Origin of the sequence: Diaphorobacter sp. LR2014-1 (genome assembly GCF_002916785.1) — a bacterium.
In the GTDB taxonomy this organism is placed as follows: Bacteria; Pseudomonadota; Gammaproteobacteria; order Burkholderiales; family Burkholderiaceae_C; genus Diaphorobacter; species Diaphorobacter nitroreducens.
The window spans coordinates 1-12,287 of sequence record NZ_MTBE01000030.1; the positions used below are offsets into that span (position 1 = coordinate 1).

The 12,287-nt window shown below is 69.6% G+C and carries 10 protein-coding genes and 1 pseudogene; 4 read left to right on the forward strand and 7 right to left on the reverse strand.

All coding sequences use genetic code 11. The annotated features are described in order from the left end of the window. The 4 genes from BV908_RS17045 to BV908_RS17065 all read left to right on the forward strand — a co-directional run. Positions 1-919, forward strand: a 919-nt coding sequence (locus BV908_RS17045) for an IS5-like element ISDisp1 family transposase (protein ID WP_103737516.1), incomplete at its 5' end; no start/stop codon positions are given. Positions 920-1,107: 188 nt separating this feature from the next. Further along, complete coding sequence (locus tag BV908_RS17055) at positions 1,108-2,850, forward strand: SulP family inorganic anion transporter (protein WP_103738726.1); 1,743 nt, start codon at positions 1,108-1,110, stop codon at positions 2,848-2,850. 34 nt (positions 2,851-2,884) lie between these two features. Next, positions 2,885-3,658, forward strand: a complete 774-nt coding sequence (locus BV908_RS17060; protein WP_103738755.1) for a GGDEF domain-containing protein — start codon at positions 2,885-2,887, stop codon at positions 3,656-3,658. A 10-nt stretch (positions 3,659-3,668) separates the two neighbouring features. Beyond that, positions 3,669-4,556: a MinD/ParA family protein gene (locus BV908_RS17065; protein WP_103738727.1), complete on the forward strand. Its 888-nt coding sequence runs from the start codon at positions 3,669-3,671 to the stop codon at positions 4,554-4,556. A gap of 58 nt (positions 4,557-4,614) precedes the next feature. On the opposite strand, the gene BV908_RS17070 is transcribed toward BV908_RS17065, so the two are convergent. From BV908_RS17070 to gltS, 7 genes and pseudogenes are all read right to left on the reverse strand, one after another. Next, positions 4,615-5,520, reverse strand: a complete 906-nt coding sequence (locus tag BV908_RS17070; protein WP_103738728.1) for a pirin family protein — start codon at positions 5,518-5,520, stop codon at positions 4,615-4,617. After that, positions 5,517-5,921, reverse strand: coding sequence for an OsmC family protein (locus BV908_RS17075; protein ID WP_103738729.1), 405 nt, complete (start codon positions 5,919-5,921; stop codon positions 5,517-5,519). Before BV908_RS17075 ends, BV908_RS17070 begins: the two co-directional genes overlap by 4 nt. Positions 5,922-6,002: 81 nt before the next feature. Continuing rightward, positions 6,003-8,532: pseudogene (locus BV908_RS17080) on the reverse strand (penicillin acylase family protein). Between the two features lie 89 nt (positions 8,533-8,621). Then, entirely contained in the window at positions 8,622-9,608 is a 987-nt protein-coding gene (locus tag BV908_RS17085; protein WP_103738730.1) for an LD-carboxypeptidase, read from the reverse strand. Next, positions 9,601-10,686 carry a tRNA adenosine(34) deaminase TadA gene (tadA, locus tag BV908_RS17090; protein WP_103738731.1) on the reverse strand — a complete coding sequence of 362 codons (1,086 nt, stop codon included), beginning with the start codon at positions 10,684-10,686 and terminating at the stop codon, positions 9,601-9,603. Before tadA ends, BV908_RS17085 begins: the two co-directional genes overlap by 8 nt. 53 nt (positions 10,687-10,739) lie before the next feature. Continuing rightward, entirely contained in the window at positions 10,740-10,976 is a 237-nt protein-coding gene (locus BV908_RS17095; protein WP_015913150.1) for a hypothetical protein, read from the reverse strand. A 28-nt stretch (positions 10,977-11,004) separates the two neighbouring features. Then, entirely contained in the window at positions 11,005-12,219 is a 1,215-nt protein-coding gene (gene gltS / locus BV908_RS17100; RefSeq protein WP_103738732.1) for a sodium/glutamate symporter, read from the reverse strand. Positions 12,220-12,287 lie beyond the last annotated feature (68 nt).

A 12,287-nucleotide genomic window follows, 5' to 3' on the forward strand; every position in this document is an offset into this window, starting at 1 on the left:
GCCACCGGAGATGCTGCTCAAGGCCTTGCTGCTGCAGATCCTGTTCTCCATCCGCAGCGAGCGCCAGTTGGTCGAAGCGATCAACTACAACCTGCTGTACCGCTGGTTCGTGGGCCTGAACATCGAAGACAAGGTCTGGGACCACTCCACTTTCAGCGCCAACCGCGAACGTCTGTTCAACGAAGACCTCGCCCGCGCCTTCTTCGAGCGCGTCAAGCTCAGTGCCCAGTGGGGCAAGCTCGCCAGCGACGAGCACTTCAGCGTGGACGGCACGCTCATTGACGCCTGGGCCTCGCACAAGAGCTTCAAGCGCAAAGACGACGACAGCGGCACGCCGCCTGGGCGCAACCCCGAGGTGGACTTCAAGGGGCAGGAGCGCTGCAACGACACCCACGAGAGCACCACGGACGCCGATGCCCGGCTGTTCAAGAAGAGCCAGGGCGACAAATCCCGCCTGTGCCACATGGGGCACATCCTCATGGAGAACCGCAACGGGCTGATCGTGGATGTCGAGATCACCCACGCCAGCGGCACGGCCGAGCGCGAGGCGGCGCTGGCCATGTTGGAGCGTCGGGGCAACAGGAACAAACGGGCCACGGTCGGTGCCGACAAGGGCTACGACAGCAAGGCCTTCATCAAAGGCTGCAGAAAGCTCAAAGTCACGCCCCACGTGGCGGCCAAGGACAAACACTCGGCGGTGGATGCGCGAGTGACACGGCACGAGGGCTACAAGACCAGCCTGAAGGTGCGCAAGCGCATCGAAGAGGCCTTTGGCTGGATCAAGACCGTCGGTGGTCTGGCAAAGACCAAGCTGATCGGTCAGGCCAAGCTCACGGGCCAGGCGCTGCTGTGCTTTGCCACCTACAACCTTGTGCGAATGGGCAGCATCGGCGGCTGGTGGGACGCGCATCATGCGTGAGCCCAGGGATACGTGCGCCCGAAATGGGCGGGAGGGCCTGCAAACCGGCCAGATGGGCCGTTGCAATCGCTGCGCAGACGCGTCTGGGCAGCTCGTGTCTTCGCACTCAGCGTCCCTGATGCGTTCGAAAAGCACTTTTTCAACGGCCTGTTAAGGCACGTGCCGACGCAAGCCTGGACAATCGGCCCATGTCCTCATCCTTGCTGCATCGCTGGTTTCCCTTTCTCTCCTGGCCCCGCCCGACATCCGCGCTGCTGCAGGGCGAGTTCTGGGCCGGCATGACCGTCGGGCTGATGCTGGTGCCGCAGGGCGTGGCGTACGCCGCGCTGGCCGGCATGCCGCTGGTGACGGGGATCTACGCATCGCTGGTGCCGGCACTGGTGGCCGTGCTGTGGAGTTCATCCACCCGCCTGGGCGTCGGGCCCACGGCGCTCACCAGCCTGCTCATCGGAGCGTCGATCACCGGGCTGGCCGAGCCAGGCAGCGCCCATTGGGTCACGCTGGCGGTGTGGATGGCCCTGCTGTCGGGCCTGCTGCAGCTGCTGCTGGGCGTGGTGCGTTTCGGCTGGCTGCTCAACCTGGTGACCTCGCCGGTGCTGGGCGGCTTCACGCAGGCTGCGGCGTTGCTGATCCTGGCCTCGCAACTGCCCGACCTGTTGGGCCTTCGCACCAGCTGGAGCGCACTGGCGGTCAGCCCGTCGCTGCACCACTTCGACCTGCGCGCGCTGGCGTTCGGCCTGGGCAGCCTGGGCTGCCTGGTGCTGGCGCGGCGCTGGCGCTCCAGCTTCCCGGCCGCCATCGTGGTGATCGCGCTGGCGGCACTCATCAGCTGGGCCATGGGCTATGCCGATGCCGACGGCGCCGTGATCGGCCACTTGCCCTCTGGCCTGCCGACGCTGTACTGGCCGGGATGGCTCTCGTGGGAAGAGATGGGCGCGCTGGTGATGCCGGTGATGGTCGTCACGCTGGTCAGCTTCCTGGAGACCGCCTCCAGCGCCAAGGTGGAGCACCACCAGGGCGGCACCCGCTGGAACGAGAACCAGGACCTGATCGCCCATGGCATGGCCAAGATCAGTTCGGGCCTGTGCGGCAGCTTTGCCACCAGCGCGTCGTTCTCGCGCTCCGCCATCAACCTGTATGCGGGCGCCAAGAGCGGCTGGGCGACGCTGTTCGCGCTGGTGCTGGTGCTGGCAACGCTGCTGTGGCTCACGCCGGCCCTGTACCACGTACCACAGCCGGTGCTGGCCGCCGTGGTGGTGACGGCGGTCACCAGCCTCATCAAGCCCGTCGGCATGTTCCGCCTGTGGCGCGTCTCGCGCGTGGAGACGGCCATCGGCCTCGTCACCTTCGGCCTCACGCTGGCCACAGCACCACGCATGTATTGGGGCGTGCTGGTGGGCCTGCTGATGAACCTGAGCCACTTTCTCTACCAGCGGCTGCACCCGCGCATCATCGAGGTGGGCCTGCACCCCGACGGCAGCCTGCGCGACCGCCACCTGTGGCAGCTGCCCCCGCTGGCGCCAGAGCTGCTGGCCCTGCGCATGGATGCCGAGCTGGACTTCGCCTCCGCCAATGCGCTGGAGCGCCGTGTGACCGACGAGCTGGCCCAGCGCCCGTCCATCCGCCACCTGTGCCTGTTCGCGCTGCCCATCAACCGCATCGACGTGACGGGCGTGGAGGCCTTCATCCGCCTGCGCGCGCTGCTGCAAAGCCACGGCGGCACGCTGCATGTGACCGGCATCAAGCTGCCGGTACAGCACACGCTGGACAATGCAGGCGCGCTGGCGCCGGGACCCAACTTCGCGCTGTACCGCACCGACGCCGAGGCCATCGCGGCACTGCAGAGGCTGGCTCCTCCCGACGCCGGGAACCCTGTCTCGACGCCGCAGTCCGACACAAGTGGCCCAGCTCAGTCGCTACCGAAGCTATAGCTGCTACACTGCCGATAGATATTTGTTTCTGGTTGTGACAAACACCGCGTCCCCCGCTTCCGTCTCTCTGCGCGACCTGCGTCTGGCCACGGCCCATGCCCTGGTGGCGCAGTCGTTGGGTTCCGAAGTGTCCCTGCAGGGCCAGACGCCGCTGCTGTACCTGCAGAACCTCATTGACGGCCTGTGCGAACTCTCGCTAAAGGACCCGCTCACCGGGCTGGCCAACCGCCGCCACGTGCGTGCGGTGCTGGAGCGCGAGATCGACCGGGTCGCGCGCTCGGGCGAAGCCGCGCTGCTGCTGATGCTGGACATCGACCATTTCAAGCAGGTCAACGACCGCCATGGCCACCTGGCCGGCGACATCGTGCTGCAGTCCGTCGCGCGTACGCTGGAGAGCTGCGTACGCCCCATGGACACCGTGGCCCGGTACGGCGGCGAGGAATTCGCCATCGTGCTGCCCGCCTGCCAGTTCGGCTTTGGCCGGGTGATCGCCGAACGCGTGCGCCGCGCGATCGAAGCCACGCCCGTGCGCATCTCGCCATCGCTCACGTTGAACGTCACCGTGAGCATCGGCGGCGCCTTCGCGCTGCAATGGATCCGCAGCACCACCGCCCTGTGGGCCGACCGGGCCGATGCCGAGCTGTACAAGGCCAAGCTCGGCGGCCGCAACTGCATCAGCATCGAAGAACAACCCGACAGCACGGTCACTGCGGAAGAAAAGAGTTTGCTGTTCGGCCCGCTATACACTCCGTCGGGATGGGGCGACCTGCCCCCGCCTTTGGATCCATCCACAGGCAGCGCCTATTGAAAGCCCAGTGATGAACGACGCGCTGTCCCCCAACCCGACGACTCCACCGGCCGGCGCCGCTGCGCCGGCTTCTGCTTCCGTGCCCTCCGCCACACCCGCCAACGCACGCATCATCGCCATCACCAGCGGCAAGGGCGGCGTGGGCAAGACCTTCGTCTCCGCCAACCTGGCGGCCGCCCTCACCCGCCGCGGGCACCGCGTGCTGGTGCTGGATGCCGACCTGGGCCTGGCCAACCTGGACGTGGTGCTGAACCTGCACCCCAAGGTCACGCTGCACGACGTCTTTACCGGCAAGGCCCAATTGGAAGACGCCGTGATCAAGGCACCCGGCGGCTTTTCGGTCCTGCTGGCCGGCTCCGGCATGGTCGAGTACTCGCGCCTCACGCCCGAGGTGCGCAACGAATTCCTCAACGTCATCCACACGCTGGCACCCCGCTTTGACGTGGTGCTGCTGGACACCGGCGCGGGCATCTCCGACGTGGTGCTGTTTTCCGTCTCGCTGGCGCACGAGGTGCTCATCGTCGCGACGCCCGAGCCCACGTCGCTCACCGACGCCTACGCCGCCATCAAGGTGCTGGCCACCCAGCAAAAGCGCCAGCACGTGCGCATGGTGGTGAACCAGGCCGCACGTCCGGGGGACGGACGCGCCATCACCGGGCAGTTGCAGCAGGTGCTGGACCGCTTCGTGACCACCGACACCGGCCGCCCCATGCGGCTGATCCACGTGGGGGACATTCCCGCCGACACCTCGGTGCGCGACGCCGTGATGCGCCGCCAGTTGCTGATGCTGCAGATGCCCGGCTGCCCGGCCGCGCTGGCCGTGGCCCAGTTGGCGAACAAGGTGGAGTCCACGATGCTCACGCCATCCCCCGAAGGACCGGGCGCAAATCGCTCCTGAAAAAATAGCTGCTAGCGCTTACCTAACAAGCGCTACAGCCAATTTTTCTCTCAACAACTTACACCTGGAACCTCCGCGGCGGCAGGGGAATGCGTTCGCTCTCGCCCGGGATGTGGCCCGTGGCGTCGCGCTCCCAGTCATCGGCGGCTTGCACGATGCGCTCCTTGCGGCTGGAAACGAAGTTCCACCAGATGTGGCGCGGGCCGTCCAGGGCGGCGCCGCCGATCACCACACACCGCGCCCCCGCCTTACCCGCGCGCACGCTGGTGGAGCGGCCGGGCTCCAGCAGCGCCAGCGTCTGCGCGGGCAACGCCTCGGCGTCCAGCCACAGCCCGTCGCTCACGGTGTAGAGCGCCATCTCGTCGGCGAGCGCGGGCAGGTCCAGCGCAGAACCCGGCTTCAGCCGCACATCCAGCAGCAGCGTGGGCGCAAACGTGGCCACGGGCGACTGGCAGCCGAAGGCCGCGCCAATCAGCACCCGCACTGCTGCGCCGCCATGCTGGTAGGCCGGGATCTGGTCCGCAGGGGTATGGGCGAAATGCGGCGCCGCTTCCTCATGCGCCTGCGGCAGCGCCGCCCAGAGCTGGATGCCGTGGTTCACATAAGTGCTGTGCGCCAGCGCGGGCGGGCGCCGCTCGGAATGCACGATGCCGCGCCCCGCCGTCATCCAGTTGATGGCGCCGGGCTCGATCTGCTGCAGCGAACCCAAACTGTCGCGGTGCAGGATCGCGCCCTCGAACAGGTAGGTGACCGTGGCCAGCCCGATGTGCGGGTGGGGCCGTACGTCATAGGCGGATGCAGGCGCCACCGTCGCGGGGCCGAAATGGTCGAAGAACACAAAGGGCCCCACCGACCGGCGCTGCAGCGCCGGCAGCAGGCGGCGCACGGTGAAGCCGCCGCCCAGGTCCTTGAAGTGCCCGCTCAGGCGCAGAGGGCCCTGCGCAGGAATGGCGTCGGCGCTCATGCGCGCTCCACCACGGTGGTGATCTCGGTGGTCACCTGGGTCATGAGCTTGTGCACGGGGCATTTGCCGATCGCGGCCTGCAGCTCGGCGATCTGCGCATCGCTCAAGTCGCCCTGCACTTGCAGCCGTGTGGCCAGGCGATAGGTACCGCTGCGCTCCTGCGAGGCATCACGCTCCACCACGGTGCGCACGTCCTGCACGTCCCAGCCCTTGCGCCGCGCGTACCACAGCAGCGTGAGCGCCTTGCAGCCGCCCAGCGCGGCGTCGTACAGGTCGTGCGGGTTGGGGCCGGTGTCGTCGCCACCTTCGGCGGCCGTGCCGTCCACCACCCATTCGTGGCTGCGGATGGCGAGGCGCTGGGCCATGGGGGTGCCCTCGATGCGCTGCAACTGGATGGTCATGGACGGCTCTCCTTCAGGGTTGTCCGTGCCACTGTAATGCGACAGGCGTGACAAGCACCGCGGCGTGCGCCCGCCCGGTGTCTAGGGGCGCAGCTGCAACTGGTGCACGTAGCGGCGCGGCCGGCGCTGCAGGGGGCGGTAGCCGCCGCCGGCCCAGGCCTGGGCCATGTCGGCGTAGCGCGGCGAGAACACCAGCCCGCTCTGACCCGTCTGGTAAATGAACAGCGAACGCTCCGGGTCCTGCAGGTCGTACAGCGCGCGCAGCGAGGGCGCGTGCCGGCTGGCGAAGGGCTCCACGGGCTGCGCAGCGTTGTACTGGCCCACGTTGACGCTGTACGCATCGCCCCCCGAGGGCACGCCCACGTTGAACCAGCGCGACAGCACGGGCACGCTGCCCAGCGGCTTGTGCACGGAAAGCGCCGGATGCGCCGCGCCCCACGCCCAGCGCTCGGGCTGGTTGCCATAGCGCGCGGCCAGGCGCTGCACGGTGCGCTCCAGCGCCGCGCCGGCATGGGCGGCGCAGCCGTGGGGCGCGCACCACCAGGTGTCGCCGCGCTCCAGCATGCCTTCCAGGCCCGCACGGAAGTCCCGCCGGCCGTAGGTGGCGGCAAAGCGCTCCTCACCCACGCGGGGCACGACCAGTGCGCGCGTGAGCTCGTCGGCCCACACCGACAGGATGAGCGGCGCCGCGCGGTCGGCGCGCATGTCGCCGTCAAAGCCGCGCAGCAGCGCCTGGGCCTGCCGCGCCAGCGGCTGCGAAACCGGAGCCGCCAGCAAATGGGGCAACAGGCGCAACGCGGCGGGGGACACCGTGTCGCCCTGCAGCGCGCGCAGGGACGGCAGGTCGTGCAGGCGCCGTGCCTCCAGCTGCTGCTCTATGCGCTGGTAGCGGTAGGGCAAGGCCCAGTCCTGCGTCAGGAAGTGCGGATAGCCCGGCGCCGTGATGCGCTGGTTGGCCGTGGCGATCCAGCCGCGCGCGCCGCCGTCGTCCTGCGGCGTCTGCGCCAGGGGCAGCCAGCCCTGCCAGTCGTAGCGCGCCTCCCAGCCCGGCGCGGGGGCCACACCGCGCAGGTCGTTGCCGGCCGCACGCAGGGGCACGCGCCCAAAGGCCTGGAGGCGGATCGCGCCATGCACGTCCGCCGCCACCACGCTCTGCATGGGCGAGTGGTAGTGCGCCATGCCTGCGAAGAGCTCCTCCACCGAGCGCGCCTGGTTGCTCAGCAGGCCCGCCAGCACGGTGTAATTGTCGGCATCCAGTGCGCTCCAGCGCAGCGCGATCACATGCCGGCGCAGGTCCAGCACGCTGCCGTGCAGCGCGGGCTGCGCATCGCTGATCACCGGCCCATGGCGCGTGCTGCGCACGGTGTGGCGCACATCAGGGCGGCCCTTTACGCGGATCACGTGCTCGCGCTGCTCGAAGGCCTGCCAGCCCTCGGGCGTGCGGTAGCGCGAGGGGTCGTCGGGGTGGATGGCCTCGATGTACAGGTCTTGCACATCGGGCGCGGTGTTGGTGAAGCCCCAGGCCACCTCGGCCGTGCGGCCCAGCACCACGAAGGGCAGGCCCGGCAAGGTGGCGCCGATCACGTCAATGGCCGCGACGGGCGTGCCGTCGGACGCCCTGCCCTGCGGCGCCTTCAGGTGCGCGAAGTACCACAGCGCCGGCGCGCCCAGGCCCAGGTGCGGGTCGTTGGCCAGCAGCGGCCGGCCGCTGGCCGTGCGCGTGCCGTCCAGCACCCAGTTGTTGCTGCCGCGCCCGCCGGGCGTGCCCAGTCCCGCCACGAAGTCCTGCGACCAGGCCTGGAGCGCCTGCGCCGCGCCTTCGCCTTCGCCTGCGCCTGCGCCTGCGGACTCGGCATCGGCCTGCGGGGCCGGTGCAGCCGCCTGCGGCGCGCGGTACACGCCCAGCGACCGGTACAGCGCCTGCAGGTCCACCGCCGTCGCGGGTGCCTCGCCAGGATAGGGCGGCATGAGCTGCCATAGCCGCTCGGTGGGCAGCGCGGCCGCCAGCGACAGGCGCGCGAACTCGTTGCCCCAGTTGCCGCCCAGGTCCAGCGCCATCATCAGCGCCCAGGCCACGCTGTCCTCGGGCGCCCAGGCCACGCCCTGCGCACCGCCGGGCCGCGCACCCAGCAGCAAAAACTCCGGCGGCAGCGCCTGGGTCCGCGCCGCGTGGAAGGACTGGATGCCCCGGCTGTAGGCCTGCAGCGCCTCGCGCGCGAACGCGGGCAGCGCGGCGTACTGGCGGCGCGCCGCACCCATGATGTTCAGCGTGCGCATGAGCTTGTCGGTATCCAGCGTGGCGGGGCCGAGGATCTCGGACAGCTCGCCGTGCATCAGCCGGCGGTTGAACTCCAGTTGCCAGGTGCGCTCCTGCGCATGCACGTAGCCCATGGCAAACCACGCGTCCCAGGGGGGTCTGCGCCTCGATGTGCGTTACGTCGGCTTCGTCGCGGCGCACCGCCACGGCGTGCTGCAGCCCGGCGGCGCGCAGCGCCCCGTCCAGTTGCGGGAAGCTGCGCAGCGCATACACCGCGGCCACGCTGCCGGCCAGCAGCAGCGCTGCCACCAGCGCCACCACGGCGCCCGCGCCGATGCGTTGCGATCTGCCCATGCCGCCCCCCCGCCGTCGCGGCGTTTCAAGCCAGAACCTACCATCGCGCCCACCCTTCAAGCGCTGGCAGCTCTTAAATCAATAGCATCTCAGTGGGCATGGCCCCAGTAGATGAGCGCGTCGCGCCCTTCGACCGACAGCGACACCTCCGCGCCCACGGGCAGCAGCACCTTGGTGGGCACATGGCCGAACGGCAGGTTGGTGAGCACGGGCGCCTTGATCTGCGTGCGCAGCCAGTCCACCACGCTCTGCAGCTTGAAGCCCTTGTCGTGCGGCGTGAGCTTGTATTCATTGAACTGGCCCAACACCACGGCCTTTTGCTGGGCCAGCACGCCGGCGTGCAGCAGCTGGGTGAGCAGGCGTTCGACGCGGTAAGGGTGCTCGCCCACGTCCTCCAGGAACAGCACGCCCCCCTTGACCTGCGGGAAATACGGCGTGCCCACCAGCGAGCACAGCACGGCCAGGTTGCCGCCCCACAGGGTGGCCTTCTTCACGTAGATGTCGCGCACGGCGGGCTGGCCGTCGGCGCGGGGTTTCTCGGCGTTCATGCGCCAGCCGCTGCCCTCGCCGTGGCCGGTGAGCAGATCGTCCAGGCAGGCCAGCATGATGTCGTCGGGCTCGCCCGGCACGCCCAGGTCTCCCACCAGCGCCGGGCCGGCCCAGGTGGTGGCGCCGGTCTTGGCCAGCAGCGCGGACTGGAAGGCCGTGAAGTCGCTCACGCCCACGAACTGGGTTCCGCGCTCCACCGCCTTGGCCACGGCCTTGTACTGGATGCCCGGCAGGATGCGCGTGAGGCCGTAGCCGCCGCGGCTGATCAGCGCCACGTCGGCGCCGCTGGCGGCCGCGCGGTGGATGGCGGCCAGGCGCGTGGCATCGTCGCCGGCAAAGCGCGTGTGGGACGCTAGCGCGTCGGGGTCCACCTCCACCTCGTGGCCCATGGCCTGCAGGCGGGCAATGCCGCGCTTGAACGCGGCCTTGTCGCGCACCGCGCCGGAAGGGGAGTAGATGTAGATGTGCCGGGGGCCGTGAGGGTGATCGCAGTGATCGTGGCCGCAGTCGTGGGGGTGGTTAGGCATAGCGGGTGAAGTATTCCATAGCGCGCAGCGCCGAGGCGGCGCTGGCGTCCGGCACGGTGAGGAGCGGCGCGGCATCGGCATCGGCAAAACGGGCGAAGGCGCGCGGCCCGGCGCGATGGCCGGCATCGGGGAACGGCGCGGCATCGCAGGGCGCCCCCCCCCGCACATGCAGCACGCGCACCAGGGGCGCCGACGCCGCATCGGGCAGCAGCGGCGCACCGGGCTGCGCCACCTGCACCACGCCGCGCAGGGCCAGGCGCTGCACCAGCTCGGCCAGCACCTGTCGATGCCAGTCGAGGCGGTGGGCGGCTTCTTTCTTGGGTTTGTCGCTGCGGCCGAAGCCGATCAGGTCCGGCGCCACCACGCGGTGGCCGGCCTGCGCGAAGGCCGCCAGCATGGGCTCCCAGCCATGGCTCCAGCCAGGGCTGGCATGCAGCAGCAGCCAGGTGCGGGCGGCGTCGCGCGGGCCTTCGTCCAGGTAGTGCAGGCGCAGGCCGGCCAGCGCGGGCAGATCGCTCACGTAATGCGGCGCGGGGCCGCCCAGGTGGGCGAACGCGGCGTCGGGCGTGCGCAGCGCGTCCTGGCGCAGCGGGTAGGCGGCCAGTTGCTGCGCCCGCTGGGCGCGGCGGCGGTCGCGGAAGAAGTCGCTGAGCAGTGCACCGCATTCATCGGCCAGCACGCCGCCTTGCACTGCGGTCTGGTGGTTGAGACGCGGCTCGGCGAACAGGTTGACCACCGAGCCCGCCGCGCCGGTCTTGGCGTCCGCCGCGCCGTAGACCACGCGCGGCAGGCGCGCGTGCAGCATGGCGCCGCTGCACATGGCGCACGGCTCCAGCGTGACGTAGAGCGTGCAGCCGTCGAGCCGGTAGTTGGAGAGCTGCGCCGCGCCGGCGCGCAGCGCGGCCATCTCGGCATGCGCCGTGGGGTCGTGCCCGGCGATGGGGGCATTGCGCCCGGTGGCGATCACCTGCCCGTCGCGCACCAGCACGGCGCCCACGGGCACCTCGCCCGCCTGCTGCGCGGCGCGCGCCTGGGCGATGGCCTCGCGCATCCAGTGGGCGTCGTCGGATTCGCTCATCTTTCAATAGCTGCTCGCGCTTGATGGGTAAGCGCTAGAGTCCATTTTGGCCATCAATCTTCGGGCAGGGTGCGTGGCTGCTGCATCAGTGCGTCCATCTGCTGCTTCACCTGCTGCTGCACCTGCTGGCTTTGCGCGCGCACCGTGGAGGCGGCGCCCTCCGCCGGCGCCGGCAGCCCCTGCACGGCGGGCGGCACGGCGACGCGCGTGGCGCCCATCTGCTTCTTGACCAGCACGGCCACGAGGGCCAGGGCCAGCAGCAGCCCGATCAGTCCGAATCCTGTACGCACCGCCTGCCCTCCGCGCCGTGGTGGGCGCTTAGCCGAACACGTTGATGAAGACCTGGATGGCCACGGCATTGACCAGGTCGATGAAGAACGCGCCCACCATGGGCACGATCAGGAAAGCCTTGTGCGACGCGCCGTACTGGTTGGTAATGGCCTGCATGTTGGCCACCGCCGTGGGCGTGGCGCCCATGCCGAAGCCGCAATGCCCCGCACAGAGCACGGCCGCATCGTAGTTGCTTCCCATCAGGCGGAAGGTGACGAAGCCCACGTAGGCCGCCATGACCAGCGTCTGCGCGCCCAGGATGATGACCAGCGGACCCGCCAGCCCGGCCAGCTCCCACAGCTTGAGCGACAGCAGCGCGATCGCCAGGTAGACGGACAGCCCGGTATTGCCGAACACGTCGATGGCGCGGTCGAACACCTCGAAGTTGAAGACGTAGTCCAGCACGTTGCGGATCAGCACGCCCCCGCCCAGCGCCCACACGAAGGTGGGCAGTTGCAGCGCCGTGCCCTTCGTCAACTGGCTCATGAACTCGGCAAAGGCCAGGCAGCCGGCAAACAGGGCCATGGTTTCGATGGCCGCGTCCGCCGTGATCAGGCGTGTCTTGTGCGGGAACTCGAAGTTGGGCGTGCCCGCCTCCAGCGCGCCGGCATCGCCCGTGCCCTGCGGGTGCTTCAGCCCGTGGCGCTGGATCAGCCATTTGGCCAGCGGCCCGCCGATCAGCCCGCCGATGACCAGGCCGAAGGTGGCACAGGCAATGCTCAAAGTGATGGCGCCAGGGATGCCGTGGTCGTTTTCCAGCACCGAGCCCCAGGCCCCGGCCGTGCCGTGCCCGCCCACCAATGTGATGGAGCCTGCGATCAGGCCGATCAGCGGGTCCAGCCCCAGCGCGGTGGCCAGCGCCACGCCCACGCTGTTCTGCACGCCGATGAACACCACCACGACCAGCAGGAAGACGATCAGCCCCATGCCGCCCTCGCGCAGCTTGAGGAAGTTGGCGCTCAGCCCGATGGAGGAGAAGAACACCAGCATGAAGGCGGTCTGCAGGCCGGTGTCGAACGACGCACGCACGTCGAACGCGGCGTTCAGCCCCCAGGAGATGAGCGCCGCCACCAGGCCGCCCGCCACGGGTTCCGGAATGTTGAATTCGCGCAGCCAGCGGATGCGCTGCACGAGGAACTTGCCCACCAGCAGCACGATGGCCGCGAAGATCAGGGTGTAGTAGGTGCTGAACTGTATATCCATGTGATCTCAAAGGAAGAACCACGCCGGCGGACGCAACCCGGCCGTGCCGCTGGCGGTGGAAGCGGCAG